At 47.2% G+C, this 15,696-nt stretch carries 15 protein-coding genes; 10 read left to right on the forward strand and 5 right to left on the reverse strand.

The features are described from left to right. The first annotated feature begins 230 nt into the window (after window positions 1-230). Window positions 231-1,208: a class I SAM-dependent methyltransferase gene (locus ON05_RS10685; protein ID WP_010472917.1), complete on the forward strand. Its 978-nt coding sequence runs from the start codon at window positions 231-233 to the stop codon at window positions 1,206-1,208. Here ON05_RS10685 and cysS read toward each other — a convergent pair. Next, window positions 1,186-2,700, reverse strand: coding sequence for a cysteine--tRNA ligase (gene cysS / locus ON05_RS10690; RefSeq protein WP_010472915.1), 1,515 nt, complete (start codon window positions 2,698-2,700; stop codon window positions 1,186-1,188). The genes ON05_RS10685 and cysS overlap by 23 nt on opposite strands. A gap of 187 nt (window positions 2,701-2,887) precedes the next feature. Here cysS and coaD point away from each other — a divergent pair, with 187 nt between their 5' ends. Genes coaD through ON05_RS10705 form a run of 3 tightly spaced genes read left to right on the forward strand, consistent with a single transcriptional unit; the run spans window position 2,888 to window position 4,372 of the window. Next, window positions 2,888-3,418 (forward strand): pantetheine-phosphate adenylyltransferase, encoded by a 531-nt coding sequence (gene coaD / locus ON05_RS10695; protein WP_010472912.1) that lies wholly within the window; start codon window positions 2,888-2,890, stop codon window positions 3,416-3,418. Beyond that, complete coding sequence (locus tag ON05_RS10700; protein WP_071826354.1) at window positions 3,349-3,990, forward strand: hypothetical protein; 642 nt, start codon at window positions 3,349-3,351, stop codon at window positions 3,988-3,990. The genes coaD and ON05_RS10700 overlap by 70 nt, the downstream gene beginning before the upstream one ends. Before the next feature lie 49 nt (window positions 3,991-4,039). Further along, window positions 4,040-4,372, forward strand: coding sequence for a hypothetical protein (locus ON05_RS10705; protein WP_010472909.1), 333 nt, complete (start codon window positions 4,040-4,042; stop codon window positions 4,370-4,372). A 128-nt stretch (window positions 4,373-4,500) separates the two neighbouring features. Here ON05_RS10705 and rpsN read toward each other — a convergent pair whose 3' ends face one another. From rpsN to rseP, 3 genes are all read right to left on the reverse strand, one after another. Further along, on the reverse strand, window positions 4,501-4,803 hold the full coding sequence (gene rpsN, locus ON05_RS10710; RefSeq protein ID WP_010472906.1) for a 30S ribosomal protein S14: 303 nt from the start codon (window positions 4,801-4,803) through the stop codon (window positions 4,501-4,503). Between the two features lie 82 nt (window positions 4,804-4,885). Further along, entirely contained in the window at window positions 4,886-5,557 is a 672-nt protein-coding gene (gene nth, locus ON05_RS10715; RefSeq protein ID WP_010472904.1) for an endonuclease III, read from the reverse strand. A 3-nt stretch (window positions 5,558-5,560) separates the two neighbouring features. Further along, a complete protein-coding gene (gene rseP / locus ON05_RS10720) occupies window positions 5,561-6,649 on the reverse strand; it encodes an RIP metalloprotease RseP (protein WP_010472903.1) in 1,089 nt (362 codons plus the stop codon). A gap of 247 nt (window positions 6,650-6,896) precedes the next feature. On the opposite strand from rseP, the gene ON05_RS10725 reads away from it, so the two are divergent. From ON05_RS10725 to ON05_RS10735, 3 genes are all read left to right on the forward strand, one after another. Then, window positions 6,897-8,375 carry a sensor histidine kinase KdpD gene (locus ON05_RS10725; protein ID WP_010472897.1) on the forward strand — a complete coding sequence of 493 codons (1,479 nt, stop codon included), beginning with the start codon at window positions 6,897-6,899 and terminating at the stop codon, window positions 8,373-8,375. An 83-nt stretch (window positions 8,376-8,458) separates the two neighbouring features. Continuing rightward, entirely contained in the window at window positions 8,459-9,004 is a 546-nt protein-coding gene (locus tag ON05_RS10730) for a GIY-YIG nuclease family protein (protein WP_010472895.1), read from the forward strand. An 89-nt stretch (window positions 9,005-9,093) separates the two neighbouring features. Next, a complete protein-coding gene (locus ON05_RS10735) occupies window positions 9,094-9,792 on the forward strand; it encodes a uracil-DNA glycosylase family protein (protein WP_010472892.1) in 699 nt (232 codons plus the stop codon). Window positions 9,793-9,864: 72 nt separating this feature from the next. On the opposite strand, the gene hmpF is transcribed toward ON05_RS10735, so the two are convergent. After that, window positions 9,865-11,529 (reverse strand): pilus motility taxis protein HmpF, encoded by a 1,665-nt coding sequence (gene hmpF, locus ON05_RS10740; protein WP_316964462.1) that lies wholly within the window; start codon window positions 11,527-11,529, stop codon window positions 9,865-9,867. A gap of 549 nt (window positions 11,530-12,078) precedes the next feature. Here hmpF and ON05_RS10745 point away from each other — a divergent pair. The 3 genes from ON05_RS10745 to ON05_RS10755 all read left to right on the forward strand — a co-directional run bounded on the left by ON05_RS10745 (window position 12,079) and on the right by ON05_RS10755 (window position 15,695). Next, window positions 12,079-12,444 (forward strand): PleD family two-component system response regulator, encoded by a 366-nt coding sequence (locus ON05_RS10745; protein ID WP_010472888.1) that lies wholly within the window; start codon window positions 12,079-12,081, stop codon window positions 12,442-12,444. 6 nt (window positions 12,445-12,450) lie between these two features. Beyond that, a complete protein-coding gene (locus ON05_RS10750; RefSeq protein WP_010472886.1) occupies window positions 12,451-12,978 on the forward strand; it encodes a chemotaxis protein CheW in 528 nt (175 codons plus the stop codon). Between the two features lie 194 nt (window positions 12,979-13,172). Beyond that, window positions 13,173-15,695: a HAMP domain-containing methyl-accepting chemotaxis protein gene (locus ON05_RS10755; protein ID WP_010472884.1), complete on the forward strand. Its 2,523-nt coding sequence runs from the start codon at window positions 13,173-13,175 to the stop codon at window positions 15,693-15,695. Window position 15,696 lies beyond the last annotated feature (1 nt).

Genomic DNA, 15,696 nt, shown 5'->3' on the forward strand with positions numbered 1-15,696 from the left:
CTCATATTTTTGGGAGTGTTGAATCATTTACATTGGGGAAGGGCTAATACAGATCATTCCCAGATCATCGCCAAAAAAATCATTTTTCCGTTTGAACAAAAAAATCTCAGTGATCTTAAGGGATTCACTTCATCTCGGTGCCATCCCATCAGCACCTGATCCCAGATATCTATAAATGGGGGACACTCCCCTTTTACAATATAAAGTCCAAGCCCTCTGCATTTCTTGATATGACTCTGAAGCTTAAGCCGGACTGGGCAGGAGAAGATTGGCTCTCGAAATTAGTCAATCTCCTGATTCAGACCAAGCCCATTTATGCCGTCATGAAACGGCAAGCCCGCCAGGTGCTGATTAAGACAGCCGAGAAGAATGGGGTGCCTTGGCGCCAAAACTACCAAACATTAGCCACCTCCAATACCCAAGATTTCTTTGACCGGACGAACAATCCGAATTTGGTCTATCCCGACTATTATCAAGTGCCTTTCCATGCCTATGAACATGGTAATTTATGCTGGCCTGCTGCTTTTGAAGCCGAATCCGCAACCTATGCCATGGCATTACGGGTTTGGCCCCAAGAAGATCTGACCTGGGAAATGGCCCAAGACCGTTTACGGGCTAGTTTTCATCAAGTCCTGGCCGACTATGGTCCGGCCCAAGTGACCCATATTTTGGATATGGGCTGTTCAGTAGGGATTTCATCCTTTGCCCTCCATCGCTACTATCAGTCCACTCAAGCTCATCCAGTCCACACCACTGGCCTAGATCTCTCTCCCTATATGCTGGCGATCGCTCACAAACGGGATGTGAACCAGGAGATCACTTGGCACCATGGCAAAGCAGAAGAGACGGGGCTACCCGATGCTGCATTGGATCTGGTGACCCTCCAATTTGTGATTCACGAACTGCCCCGAGAGATAACCCAGCAAATTTTTGCAGAAGCACTGCGAATTCTGAGGCCAGGGGGATGCATAGCTCTCGTCGACAACAACCCTAAATCTCCCGTGATCCAAAATTTACCACCTGCGCTATTCACATTGATGAAAAGCACAGAACCCTGGAGTGATGACTACTACACCTTTGATGTGGAGTCTGCGTTAACAGCAGCTGGCTTTGAACATACCGTCACCACAGCAAGCGATCCACGCCACCGCACCATCATTGGCACAAAGCCTCAGGAAGAAGGGTTTATTCCCGTAACCACCGAGTGACCCCACCAGACTGATCGATTAGGGTAATGCCTTCTGCTTTAAGCTGATCTCGAATCCGATCGCTTTCGGCATAGTTCTTAGCCTGGCGAGCCGCCTGTCGCTCCTCAATCAAGGCTGCAATCGCTTGCTCACTGAGGCCATCTTCCGAGTCTGTGGAGGCTGCATCAGAGTCAGGTTGAGCCTCCAGACCCAATACCTGGGATAAGCAGACTAAAGTTTGCCACTGCTCTCGAAGCTGTTCACTCGTGGTAGACGTTTCGCCTTGATGACTGAGAATATTACCGGCTTTGCGTAAATCCTTAGCCAGTTCGAATAAGACAACTAATCCACTGGGTGAATTAAAGTCATCATCCATGGCGAGTTGAAACCGCTGAACCGCAACATTCGGATCTGGAATTCGCATATTGGCGGGATTGCCAAAATCTGGATCGGTATAGTCTGACCATTGCAGTTGAGCCCCGTAGTCATAGCCAAACAGCAGCCCCTCTTTCAGGGTTTGCCAACTTTGCTGCGCGGCTGCGATCGCATCATCGGTAAAATCAATCGGCTTGCGATACTGGGCTTGCAAAACAAACAGTCTTAAAGCCATAGGATGCAGGGTTTTCCCTGCCAAAATCGGCAAGGGTGTATCCAAAAGCTGGCGAATGGTCGTGAAGTTCCCCAGGGATTTAGACATCTTTTCCCCGCCAACATTCACAAACCCGTTATGCATCCAGTAGCGGGCTAGTCGGGGGGTTAAACCCGCTTCCGATTGGGCAATCTCATTCTCATGGTGGGGAAAAACTAAATCTGAGCCCCCCGCATGAATATCAATTTCAGCACCTAAGCATTGATTCACCATGGCTGAGCACTCAATATGCCATCCGGGACGCCCAGGTCCCCAGGGAGAGTCCCAGCTCGGTTCGCCAGGTTTAGTGGCTTTCCACAAAGCGAAATCTAGGGGATGACGTTTCTTTTGCTCAGCGGGTTCAAGCTGTTCGACGCGGCCGCTGGCCCCTGCTTCCATCTGATCGAGCAATCGTCCAGAAAGTTTTCCATAACCTGGAAACTTTTCAACGGCAAAGTAGACATCGCCTTGGGCAGCATAAGCTACCCCCCTTGTTTCGAGGTCTTGGATCAGGTTAACGATGGCCGGTATCGATTCAGTGGCTTTGGGATAAGCATCTGCTGCCAAGATATTGAGGCGAGCCATATCTGCTTCATAGGCCTGGATAAAGGTCTGGGTTACAACCTGCCAATCTTGACCTGTCTGTGTCGCCCGCTTGAGAATCTTATCGTCAATATCCGTGTAGTTCTGCACATAGGTAACGTCATACCCCCGCCATTGCAGATATCGTCGAACAATATCCCAAACAATATAAGACCGAGCATGGCCCAAATGGCAATAGTCATAGACCGTCACCCCACAGCAGTAGAACTGCACTTTGCCAGCTTCGAGGGTTGTAAACGGCTCTTTGGTCCGACTCAGGGTGTTGTAAATTTGCAGGGGCATGATCAAGACACTTTCAAACTACAAAATAGACTCAAAGAATACAGGGAGAGAAAAGCAAGAACTAGAGACCCACAAGTCTTTAGATTAATTAGGCGCAAATGAGAAAAAACATTAGCATTTTTTTTGGTTTTAGGATCTCAAAGTTGGAGAGATTAGACTATAATCGCCTCAACCAAGCACCCAAAATATGATTGCAGTCTATCCTGGCAGTTTTGACCCCATTACTTTAGGGCATCTCGATATTATTGAACGAGGATGCAACTTGTTTGGATCAGTCATTGTTGCCGTAGCTCGCAATCCCAACAAAGCACCTTTGTTTTCGGTTCAACAACGCCTTCAGCAAATTCAAACCTGTACCCAGCACCTTGCCAACTTAGAGCTTGACACATTTGATACACTAACAGTGACTTATACGCAAAAGCGGCAAGCGCAAGTGTTGTTGCGGGGGTTGAGGGCGTTGTCCGATTTTGAGTATGAGCTACAAATGGCTCATACCAACCACAGCTTATCTCCCCATATCGAAACTGTGTTTCTGGCCACCTCCAACGAATATAGCTTTCTCAGCAGTAGCTTAGTCAAAGAGATTGCCAAGTTTGGTGGATCAGTTGCTCATCTTGTCCCTGAAAACGTTGCCATTGAGTTAGAAGAATGCTTCACCAAGACTCCACCTTCAGTGTCGATACCACCGCCAACGGCACCGAGTACTCCCACGGACTAGCGGCTCATCAATCTCAAGGATTGGAATTGCAGCAGCAGCTGCAGCGCCTAGAGGAAATTATTGTCCTGGACGGCTTAAAGATGCCGTTGACTCGTCGCACTGTGGTGGACGAAGAACAGCTTTTATCTCAGCTTTTAGCCGTAGAACGAAGCATTCCGGATACCATTCGATCGGCCGAGAATATCTTGCAAAACAAAGAAGATATTATCAATCGGGCCAACCAATATGCCGAAGAGCTGATCCAATCCGCCGAACAGCGAGCTGCCCAAATCGCCGATGAACTCACGATTATCCAGCAGGCTGAAATGGAAGCTCAGCATTTGCGTAAGCAAGTGCAAGGTGAAATTGAAACCATGCGCGAGCGTAATATCTCAGAAGTAGAGCGGGTTAGACGCCAAACTCAGCAAGAAATTGAGGCCATGCGCCAAGCGGCCCAAGCAGAATGTGAGCAAATCCAGCTAGAAGCCGATCGGTATGCAGAGCAAGTGCTTAGAGAACTCGAAGATCGACTCGGACATATGACTCGCGTTATTCAAAATGGTCGCTCTCATTTGCAGAGTTCCGCCTCATAATGGGCAAAATTGCTTATATTGAATACAAGCAGCAATTTAGCCAACCATCATGATTGAGCCCATCCCCGCGGTAACGTTACCGCCCTGTAGCAGCCCAGAACAAGAAGCTGAATGGTTACGCCAGGCTTTGCATACATGGCTCGACCGGGAGTTTCTGCCAGAAATTGTCAATGACAAAATCGCAGAACGAGCTTCTTCCGTTTACCTACGCCAGCGGATGGAAGGCGAAAATGATGTGGGTTGCTTGCTAATCGCGATTCTGACTGAGATGCAAGGATTCGATTTTTCCAAAAGCTTTTACAGTGAGTTTGCCGTAGCCAATGCAGTCAGCGATCTATTACTCAATAGTTTAGGTATTGATACCTGCTGCGGACAATCCTAATCGACACCATCATCTAGTCTGGCAAGAAGGTATTTCTGACCATCGTTTATGCATAATCTGAACAAGTCGAAACAGCTCCCCTGCAACTATAGAGAAGCTGTGACTTAAGTATTGTAGATAGAAGAGTACTACCAGCTAGACTTAGTGACACCTGGCAATAAACCTTCGTGGGCCATTTCCCGTAATACATGTCGGGATAAGCCAAAATCTCGATAATAGCCCCGAGACCGCCCAGTGACCCAGCAACGATTGCGCAAGCGAGTTGGCGCGCTATTCCGAGGAAGGCGTTGAAGCTGTCGGTGTAGATCCATCCGCTCTTGCTGAGAGGAGGCTTGAGAAATTTGTTCGAGTAGCGCTTGGCGCTTGTGAGCGTATTTAGCAACGAGTCTTTCTCGCTTTTTTTCGCGCTCAACCATGCCTTTTTTAGCCATGAAGTTGTGGGATGTCCAATCAAAAATTTAAACAGTATTTTCTATTTTAACGAATCTTGTCCTTTTTTTCGAAAGATTTCACTTACTTTTTGGGAGAGCGAGCTGGGGTGACCTGACCTGCGGATGGGCAGAGATCATTCAGAGCACACCGATCACAAGTGGGTTTGCGCGCACTACAAACGGCTCGACCATGGTAAATCAGGCGAATCGACCAGTTTTCCCAATCTTCTTGGGGTAACAGCTTCATCAAATCCTGCTCAATTTTGACGGGATCTTGATGGTGAGTTAGTCCCAGCCGATTGCTTAAGCGCTTGACGTGGGTATCTACGGTGACCCCCATATTAATGCCATAGCCATGGGCTAGGACAACATTAGCGGTCTTGCGGGCCACCCCAGGTAGGGTTAACAAAAGATCCATTTGATTCGGGACCTGGCCGTCAAAGTCCCTGACAATCTTTTGGCAAGCCCCTTGAATATGCTTGGCTTTGTTGCGATAAAACCCCGTTGAGCGAATGAGCGTCTCTAATGCATCCCGATCCGCTTCGGCGAAGGCAAGGGCATCTGGATAGGCTTCAAACAGGGCTGGGGTCACTTGATTCACCCGCTCATCCGTACACTGAGCCGACAGAATCGTCGCTACTAGAAGCTGAACCGGTGTTTCATAGGTCAAGCTACAGGTTGCATCTGGATAGAGCTGTTTGAGGCGATCGAGTAATTCTAAGGCCTTTACTTTTTTGGCAGCAGGTCGAGGCATAGCCTAAGTCATTAGTTTGGCGGTATCCAGAACAATCATAAATACCCCCAGCCCCAACAAGAGAAAGAGGCTAACCTGCATGACACCTTCTTGAATCTTGTTAGGCAATGGCTTCCCTCGGAGTCCTTCCAGGAGTAAGAACGCTAATTGACCACCATCTAACGCTGGTAACGGCAGGATATTGATAAAAGCCAAGTTGACGCTAATGACTGCGGCAAACTGGAACAGGCTGCTCATATCCGTTCGCGCCATATCAGCACCAATGGCAACAATACCCACAGGACCTGCAACTTGGCTGGCGGATTCTCTAAAATTACCCACCAATTCACTAAGGGTATGAGCCATAAAACCCACGATTTTCTGAAATTCTTGGGCCGCAGTACCAAACAACTCGCCGACATGTTGAATCGGACGGCGCACTAAACGACCATTGGGAGCAAGCTGAACCCCAATGCGGGCTAGTCCATCATCCGTTCGTTCAGGAATAATGCTGATGTCTAGCTCTTGGTCTTGCCGTTTAATATGCAACTGAATGGGCTGACCATCGTTGTCTTGGATGGATTTCATCAGGGAATCCCGAGCAGCCTCTGCTTGGCCTAGGGGCTGTCCATCAACGGCGAGGACAATATCTCTCGATTGGATGCCTGCATTAGCAGCCACAGAACTCACATCCGTTGCCACTTGAGCAATTAACACCCCTGGCTGGTACTGCACACCACCGGGAACCCCAACAATACCAACTTCTGCAACCAGGAGCACATAGGCCAAAATCATATTGGCAATCACCCCGGCACTGATAACAATGGCCCGGTCCAACACGGGTCGATTGCGCATCAAATCTGGATCGGTAAGAGGAATAGAACTCTCGGGATCTTCATCTGGGAATCCGACGTACCCCCCCAAGGGAATACTCCGCAAAGCATACTCAGTTTGCTCACCCTGGTATTTCCATAAGACCGGGCCAAAACCAATGGAAAAGCGGTTTACATGGATGCCTTGCAGTCTCGCAGCAAGAAAGTGACCTAATTCATGGACAGCAATCAGCAGTCCTAGAATACCGATCATGATGAAAATTCCAGCAAAGGGAGGCATGGATGCACCTTAATATCGCGGCTCTAATCCAATCATAGGGGATTAGGTTTAACTATCTTAACGCTATTGATGGTCTCAGGTTGTCAGGGAGAACGCAGGCCATAATTCCAGTAAGATGCGAAACAAATAAGCAGGGACATTTCGCCAATAACGTTCGGTTCTACTGCTGGGGGAATGGGGGTAAAATCGCTATCTTCAAAGAAGTCGTATTTCAGCCATTGCACCAATAGGAGAGGCAGTTGCAACTGTGAATGCATGGGTCTTGCCGACAATTAGCGAAGGGTTTCGGGAGAGCGAGCCAGACTTAGATTGGTGGTCTGAGCCTCAATCCACTCAGGCTGAAACGGAATGGCATGCTGCAATTGGTACGCTCCTATCCATGTTGCTGACGACCCAGGAAATAAATATTAGCCAAGCTGGGGGGAACCCGTCCAATCTTAACCAGCTTCAAGGTTTGATCTTGACGGGGCCGACGCCTCTATTGAGTGATTTGGGCTTATTTGCCCATTTCCATACCTGGGCCTTAATCCCCACCCATGGCACTGCATTACAGTTGCCGCCCTGTGCTCAGTTGAAGGCTGAATCAGCCACTCAGTCTGCCCAGACAATTCCCTTACTCCCCGCTGATCCACAATTAGCAGAACGATTTTGTTTGGTGCTGACGGCTTCTTTTTGTTGGGTCGCTACTTTAAAGCCTTCTGTCGATCAAGGAGCATGCTTTCAGTTCTCCTTTATCCCAGAAACCGTGAATCAGGTGCTCCAAAGTGTACGGTCGCGCATTCAACTCACTCGACCACATGAATTGGCAGCGTTTGATGCCCTGCTGCAGCAGTGGCCAACGGTAGAGCCTCACTATCAAATTCCGCTGCAATTTAGCCGTCAACTGTTGCATAACTACCGCCAAGTTTCAGCTATCTTGCCTGAGCTTTCTCTCCACCGTGCGGCTAAACCAACAGCGATGAAAGCTGATGGGTTAGAGCAGGGGGAAGCGGTTTCAAAGCGCAACACACATCAGAAAGGCCCAGAAGTTGATTTATTAAAAGCCTTAGCTCATGAAGTGCGAACACCTCTGACCACCATCCAAACCTTTACTCAACTATTGCTAAAACGCTCAGATTTACCGGCAGAAGTATTGAAACGACTCGAAGCGATACGACGAGAATGTCATGAGCAAATTGATCGCTTTAGCCTAATTTTTAGGGCAATGGAGCTGACCACTGCTGAGACAACACCCACCATTCAGCTTATGTCTATTTCGGTTCAGGAGGTTTTAACCACGAATGTTCCGCGCTGGCAAAAGCAGGCCGATCGGCGCAGTCTCTCTTTTGAGTTAGATATGCCGGAGCAACTGCCTGCGATCGCAATTAGTGATCCCAATATGTTGGAACAGGTGCTCACAGGCTTAATCGAGCAACTCAGCCATCGCTTGCCCATCGGTAGTCAAATGCAGTTACAAATTGCCCTAGCAGGCGATCAGCTCAAATTAGAGCTTCGTTCTGATCAAACCATGACGAATCCAGATTCAGCTGCTGATTTGCCCATGCTCAAAGCAATAGGTGATTTACTCATGCTGCAACCTGAAACGGGCAATTTGAGCTTGAGTTTACCGGTGACCAAACAACTGTTCGAAATCTTAGGCGGGAAACTCACTGTCCGCCAAAATCAGCAGCAAGGTGAAGTCTTGACAATCTTTTTGCCCCTAGGGACAGATAGTACTGCATACTAAGAATAACTCCAGAACTGGGGAACTGCCCTGAGTCTGACAAGATATTTCCCTAATGATGGAGCGGGTCGTATCGAAACTTGATTATGTCTGTAGAGAATCTCGTTACCCCTCTCGCCGACTTGGAAGCGATCCCCTATCTAGATGCCGACGGGATGCTCCCCCAACAATTTGCTGGCAAAATTGGTGTCTATGCCATCTTTGGGGAAGATCAAAGCCTCCAATATGTGGGGTACTCAAGAGATACCTTTCTCAGCCTCAAACAGCACTTAATTCGTCAACCTCGTTTATGCTATTGGCTGAAAGTCCAAACTATTGACCGTCCCAACCGTACCCTACTGGAAGAGATACGGAGTACCTGGATTCAAGGCAATGATGCGCCAGTCCCCGGTAACCACAGCGATCAGAGCAAGTGGGAACAGGCCATTGACGTCAAAGCCGCAATGACCGATGAAGAACAGGCCCAACATCAAGACCCCGCTTTAGACGAGCGCAGCCAGCTCAAAGTTCTTAAAAATGCGGCTCGCCGTCTAGAAGCTGAAATCATGGAGATCCTGAACCAGCGTGGCTTACAAGAGCCTCTGCGGTTTAACCCTAAGTTAAAAGAGACGGGTTTGTTAGATTTGAAATAACATCAGTTATCCCTCCCCCAGCATTCGCTCATCACAGTTCCAGAGCTTCTTTTTTTGCAGAGATATCGCCCCTAATCCAGAGAAGTCTCATGCCTGACGGAGAACAAATCAGTTTATTTGATTGGCAAGAAACCGAAACCGTGTCAGAAGCGGTGACCCACGAAGAGATCTCTGCGAGTCCACAGGTTCCTATCCCTAAAGGGTTTTACCAAAATCTACAAGAGTTAACGACTCATTGCCAACAATGTCAGCGATGTGATTTAGCCCCCAGTCGCACCCATGTGGTCGTCAGTCGGGGGAACCCGGAAGCCCCCATTCTGATCATTGGCGAAGGCCCTGGTCAACATGAAGATGAAACAGGGTTACCATTCGTGGGCCGAGCCGGACAGTTACTAGACAAAATCTTGGCCTCTGTCAAACTCGATTCCCAAAACGATGTTTATATTTGCAATATTGTTAAATGCCGTCCACCAGGCAATCGAGCCCCGACGTCAGACGAGTCAGCAGCTTGTAAGCCCTATCTGCTAGAACAGATCCGCCTTGTGAACCCCAAGATTATCCTACTGACAGGAGCAACAGCAGTACGGGGACTGACAGGAGATAAACGAGGCATTACCAAAATCCGTGGGCAATGGTTAGCATGGCAAAACTATCTGTGCATGCCCATCTTGCATCCTGCCTACCTCCTTAGAAATCCCTCTCCTGAGCCTGGCAAACCCAAGTGGTTAATGTGGCAAGATATTCAAGCCGTTCGGGCGAAACTAGATGAGCTGCTGCAGATACCTTAAACATTTGGGAACTTGAACCCAACAACATTTCGGCAACCGATGAATAATCGGACCAAAGCCTTGCCAGCTGCTCTAGCTCCCTTGACCAATAGCCATAAAGACTTGCTTCAGTTCATTCAAGGTAGAGAAAGCTGGATTGTCTTGCTGACCTTCTTGGCCTTTGAGGCTTTCGACAACGTCTTGAATCGGTTGTAATAAGCTCTCAGAGGTTTTGACCTTCCCCCACAACTCAGCCAAGACCGTTTTTTGGTTCTCTAGCTCTTGTTCTTGTTGTTTTAATGCATTGCGCTTATTATCTTGTTCTGCAGACGTCGCCTCTATCGTATTACGAGTGACTTGTAGAGAAGCCTCAAGGTCACCTAGTTCTTGGTTTAACTTTTCTAGGGCTTGCTGTTGCTTTTCTTGCTCAGCTTTGGCTAAGTCTACAAGCGGGGCCAAGTCTAACGTGGCGGATTGATGAAATTTATTCTGTTGCGATCGCTTCCGCTGATACAAAATATCTTGATGGAAATAAAGAATGGCTTCACGCTCTTGTAACGTTTTGCGCTGACCTTCTAACGTTTCATCCAGTAAACGAAAATGCTGACGCTCATCTTCCAATTCACCAGTCAAACTCAATTGATCATACTCGCTGGCATTTTGAATTTTTGCTTCCAACTCATCAATCGCGTCTTGTTGATATTTCAGTTCTTCCTCTTGATCATTAACAAAACTAGACAGTTTAACCAATTCTGTGTTGAGCTTCTCTACCGTAGCCTCCAGTTCCTCTAAAGGCATATCCCGAAGCTTGTGCACATCGGCTTGCTCACCAGCAGCACCCTGCATTTGAGTGAGAGTCTCATAGAGACTGCCTTGGGCTTGTAGCTGTTCGCTTAGCCAACTTTTCTGTTCTTCTTTCAAGGTGAATGACTGCTCTTGCACCTTAAGTTCTAGCTTGGTTTGTGCCAAAGAATCTTCGGTTTGTTGCCATTCCCGCCAAGCAGCTTGTAGCTCAGACTGTTGTTGATCCAGCGTTGCTTGTTGTTGTTGAGCGTGAGAGCGATCCTGGTCAAGATTGTGCCAAGCTTCCTGTATCTGAGGATGTTGATTGATACTCGCTAATGCATGATCCGGATTGGATGTCCCATTAGCTAGGGCTTGATCCAATTGATCCAACAATTGCTCTATCTGCCGAACTTGTTCATCAGACAGACCTGCCTGTGCGTCATTTTGAGCATTTTGCAAACGTCCCCAGCCTTCCTCTAACTGCTGGCGATCTAGCTCCATCTGCTCTTTTAACTGCAGGATCTGAGTACGCGTAGCTTCAAATTCTTGGCGTTGCTGCTCAATTTTTTGAGATTCAGCATCCCACTCCTGTATTTCCTCAGCTCGGGCTTCCATATCCACTTCACGCCGAGTGAGTTCTTGACTTTGGTAAATTAAAGATTGCTTCCACCCTTCAATCTCTTCTTCCTGGGTTTTAAATTTCTCACGCATGCGAGAGAAGCTTTTTAAGATACCCACTAGCTGCCTTGTTGCATCTTGAATACTTTTAAGCTGCTGATTGCCATCCATCTCAACCAAGACGAGGACACCTGCGTTATAGTCGTTCGCAGCATCAGCTTGGAGCATTTCTTCGCCAGAGATAGGGCTCCAGTTATGCTCAGATTGCTTTTGGGCTAAAAGCTTTAGCTCTGTTTTAGCACCCATAAAGCCAGTTTTCTTGTGCACTTCAGCGAGATACAGCACACTTATCACCCTCAATTTCTACTTGCATCTGAGCCTAGTCAATATCCAAAGTTCAGCTTTCTAAATTTAGCGATCGTATTGAACGTCATTCAACTCCTATTTAGTATAAAAGCTTAGCTTTTGAATCAATAGGATTTTTCAAGCAGTCAGCTGAACTTCTCCTCAAGATTAGCTAACTTCAAGATTTAAGCCAACACTCTCAGCCAAAGACATGCTCAACTATACAAGGGAACTCAGTTCTTCCCAAATCAATAGTTCCCAGAAGGGCAGCTCTTCTTTGCATGCACAGAGCAAGTCTTTTTACTCCTAAGGAATTGATCCTTTCCCTGGAACAAAACAATCCACAGATTGGCAAATTGTATGTTAGGGGAGGGTATCCTAAGTTCGCAGGGGAAATTACCCTCAATAACTTCGTTCTTGGCTGTTCTGTTTGAAGCTAGTCTACTCAGGTAAATGACTGATACTATTTGTCAAATTACTTCAGACCACTTTCACCTTTACCGTAGCAGCCAATACTTAAATGTGAGTAGCCCTAGCGAAGATGTCAGGTAGCAATAAATGCAAAAAGTTTTAGTAGTTGATGACAGTATTACACAGCGACAACTCATGAGCAATGCTCTCGAAGACATGGGACTCACGGTTTTGATCGCAACAGATGGAGTAGAAGCGCTTGAGCAAATCCAATCAACGCAACCTGATATTGTGGTCCTAGATATCGTCATGCCTCGAAAAAATGGGTATGAGGTTTGTCGCGAAATAAAGTCTAACCCAACAACTCAAAATGTACCAGTTGTAATTTGTTCCTCAAAAACAGAAGACTTTGATCGGTACTGGGGGATGAAACAAGGGGCAGATGCTTATCTGACCAAGCCGATACAACCAAGAGAATTACTAGTCATAGTTAGGCAATTACTAGAAGGTTAGGTCCTTATGGTCAGTCACCAAGATATTGTTGCAGATACAGATACTAATCAGCTTTCCAATCTCCAGGAATTACAAAATCCTGAAGGAGACTTATTCTTAAGATTCTTTATTGAGTCAGGCCAAGAATTTGCATTACCAGCTCAAGGTATTCGGGAAGTACTAGCATTAGCCCCCGATCAAATTACGCCGATTCCCAATGTATCCCCTGTGCTGATGGGTGTCTTAAATCTGAGAGGTCAGGTTGTTTGGGTCACAGATATTGGTCAGTTCCTAGGCCATCCTAAACCCTTGGATACAGATTGCCAGGAAATATCGATCATTGCGATCGAATCCCAAGAAATCACGGTGGGGCTGGCAGTTGACAAAGTGATGGATATGGATTGGCTTGATGCTGACAGGCTAAGTCCATCCCTCAGTGCACCAGACAATATGGCCCCTTTCTTGAAGGGAGAATGGGTACTCGGTGACTCCGAACAATATTTACGATTATTGGATCCAGAAGCAATTTTGAGATCAGCCCGGTGGGCGACTTAATTCCAAGAAGGGGGAAGGGTAATGACTAAACTTGGCAAGTCTAGAGGTTAACCTTCAAAATCATTCCTTAAGTTTTGTTCAATCTTAGTGGTTTAATTCATCTCAGATAGTTTTTTCAACATTCTCTATCACACCCCCCGAAGATTATTCGCTTCAGTTAGCATTTCGACTCATCCAGTGGCAGGAGCAGACAGATGTCATTAAGTACTCGATATACTCAGGACTATCAACAAGCAGTGAGTGACTATATGAAAGGTCACTACCAAGAAGCTGCCGAAACGACAGACCAGCTAGTAAAAGAGTATCCTGACGATCCAAATCTGCGATTACTCCGAGGACATATATATAGTTGTCTTCAAAAATACGAAATTGCTAACCAACAATATAAGTCTGTATTAGAGTTGACTCATGATCCGGAGTTGCTTGATTGTGCTCGCAACAGCTTGGCGGATTCAACTCGATACCTTGAATCGGGCTATGGCTATTCCGAGCCAATGCCCACTATCGATAACAACAGTGCTGCTTTGACCATGACGCATGGAAATGAGCCGCCATTGGGTGAAGCGGTAGTTGCCCAGCCCTCATCCTCACTGCAGACAACGTCTGATGGTGAGTCGTCAACTGCGGATGACAACCCATTTGCAGTCAATTCAAACCCCTTTGATGATTATGTGTCCGCTCCTCTGGTTGCTGGGAATACTAACAGACAGCCCTTGGTTTCGGATAGTTTTGCTGATGGAGAAGACGATACGTTACTTATGAACAAGAACCATTCAACATCCGATTCAGAAAGTTCCGATACTCGGCCGTCCGGTATTTTCAGCGATTCCGAAAGCGATGCTATTCAAAGTGAATTTACTGATATTAGTGGTGTCGACAATACCATACAGACCTCTGATGCTGATGCCTGGGATGAACCCTTTGATTTGGCAGGAGAGAATACAACCCAATCTGCTGACTTAGATTTCTCAGACTCCATCGATCAAACTGAATTTCCCATGTCTGGGATTGATTTATCTGAAGAACTATCCATGGACGGTTTAGAAGGGGATGCAGAAATAGATTCCTTTGATCCAGCAACCGAGTTCGATCTGGATCCAAGTTTGCTGAACTTGGCAGAAGATGAACAGGATTTGATTGGAGATACCGGATTAATCAATGTAGCAGAGAATGCACAGGCGCTAGCCATTGATGATCTCCCTCCTTCATCGGACTTGGCCGCGTCATCACAGTCAGGATTTTTAGGGGATTCTCAAGATGGCAGCGCTTTCTTCTCTGATGGCCAAGGGGCTGCCCTATCCAAAAAACCAGGGGGAATCTTAGCTCCTTTTACCAATGCCTCATTGCAGCAAAAGCAAATTATTATGTCGACCACTGCGGGAGTCGTTTCGGCGCTGGCAGTGGTCGGGGCTGGTCAACTAACCTCTCAATCTATGGCCACGACAGGAGCAGGTGCACTAGCAGCCGGTATGGCAGGTGGTGTGACGACCCTAGCCCTTGGACAAATTATGACTCGGCAAATCAAGTCTTCAACTAATGATTTGCAAACTCAATTGACTGCCGTAGCCCAAGGTGACTGGAGTGTTCGGGCTACTGAGTTTTCTAAAGATGAATTTGGGCAGTTAGCGACTAGCTTTAACCAAATGACTCGTTTTATTGAGTCAACAACAGCTGAAGTGCAGCGCAAAGCTGAAGAACAGGAAAAGGCTAAAGAAGACTTGCAGCGACAAGTGATTCGTCTACTGGATGATGTAGAAGGGGCCGCGCGGGGTGACCTGACAGTTCAAGCCGAAGTCACGGCTGATATTTTAGGCGCAGTTGCTGACTCTTTTAACCTCACCATTTATAACCTCCAAAAGATTGTTAAACAGGTTAAGGTAGCTGCCCAGGAAGTGAATAAAGGAGCAGCTGAAAACGAAGAATTTGCCCGGGGCTTATCTTCTGATGCGTTACGACAGGCCGAAGAGCTGGCCGTCTCACTTAATTCAGTGCAGATGATGACTTCGTCTATTCAACAGGTGGCAGAAAGTGCGCGTTCTGCAGACCAGGTGGCTCAAAAAGCAACTGAGGCTGCTCTAAAGGGTGGAGAATCTGTAGAAAGTACAGTAGCCGGTATTCTTCAAATTCGAGAAACAGTGGCTGAAAGTACCCGCAAAGTGAAGCGCCTTGCTGAATCTTCCCAAGAAATTTCCAAAATTGTCGGTTTAATTTCACAAATTGCGTCACGCACGAACCTACTGGCTCTGAACGCTAGTATTGAGGCAGCCCGGGCCGGTGAATCGGGGCGTGGTTTTGCGGTTGTTGCGGATGAAGTCCGTCAACTAGCCGATCGGGCGGCCAAGTCATCCAAAGAAATTGAGCAAATTGTTTTACAAATTCAAGGTGAAACAAGCTCTGTGATGATGGCCATGGAAGAAGGCACCCAACAAGTTATTGAAGGAACCCAGCGGGCTGAACAAGCCAAGCGTTCGTTGGATGACATTATTCAAGTCTCTTCCCAAATTAACCAGTTGGTGGGTTCGATTACCAAAGCGACTGCTGAGCAAACGGAAACATCACGCTATGTATCTCAAGTTATGCAGTCCGTTGAGTTAACCGCCCAAGAAACTTCTCAAGAAGCACAACGGGTGTCCGACTCCCTGCGAAATATGGTGAGTGTTGCCAGCGAACTTCAATCTTCTGTGGAGCGATTCAGAGTGGAAGGCACTGAATTCTAAA

The organism is Acaryochloris sp. CCMEE 5410 (assembly GCF_000238775.2).
In the GTDB taxonomy this organism is placed as follows: Bacteria; Cyanobacteriota; Cyanobacteriia; order Thermosynechococcales; family Thermosynechococcaceae; genus Acaryochloris.

Excerpts from the sequence above, each read along its gene's own strand:
- coaD (WP_010472912.1), top strand. The coding sequence starts at position 2,888 with ATGATTGCAGTCTATCCTGGCAGTTTTGACCCCATTACTTTAGGGCAT.
- ON05_RS10750 (WP_010472886.1), top strand. The coding sequence starts at position 12,451 with ATGGTCAGTCACCAAGATATTGTTGCAGATACAGATACTAATCAGCTT.
- cysS (WP_010472915.1), bottom strand. The coding sequence starts at position 2,700 with ATGCCCCTGCAAATTTACAACACCCTGAGTCGGACCAAAGAGCCGTTT.
- ON05_RS10730 (WP_010472895.1), top strand. The coding sequence starts at position 8,459 with ATGTCTGTAGAGAATCTCGTTACCCCTCTCGCCGACTTGGAAGCGATC.
- ON05_RS10700 (WP_071826354.1), top strand. The coding sequence starts at position 3,349 with ATGCTTCACCAAGACTCCACCTTCAGTGTCGATACCACCGCCAACGGC.
- ON05_RS10745 (WP_010472888.1), top strand. The coding sequence starts at position 12,079 with ATGCAAAAAGTTTTAGTAGTTGATGACAGTATTACACAGCGACAACTC.
- ON05_RS10755 (WP_010472884.1), top strand. The coding sequence starts at position 13,173 with ATGTCATTAAGTACTCGATATACTCAGGACTATCAACAAGCAGTGAGT.
- rseP (WP_010472903.1), bottom strand. The coding sequence starts at position 6,649 with ATGCCTCCCTTTGCTGGAATTTTCATCATGATCGGTATTCTAGGACTG.
- ON05_RS10685 (WP_010472917.1), top strand. The coding sequence starts at position 231 with ATGACTCTGAAGCTTAAGCCGGACTGGGCAGGAGAAGATTGGCTCTCG.
- nth (WP_010472904.1), bottom strand. The coding sequence starts at position 5,557 with ATGCCTCGACCTGCTGCCAAAAAAGTAAAGGCCTTAGAATTACTCGAT.
- rpsN (WP_010472906.1), bottom strand. The coding sequence starts at position 4,803 with ATGGCTAAAAAAGGCATGGTTGAGCGCGAAAAAAAGCGAGAAAGACTC.
- ON05_RS10735 (WP_010472892.1), top strand. The coding sequence starts at position 9,094 with ATGCCTGACGGAGAACAAATCAGTTTATTTGATTGGCAAGAAACCGAA.
- ON05_RS10705 (WP_010472909.1), top strand. The coding sequence starts at position 4,040 with ATGATTGAGCCCATCCCCGCGGTAACGTTACCGCCCTGTAGCAGCCCA.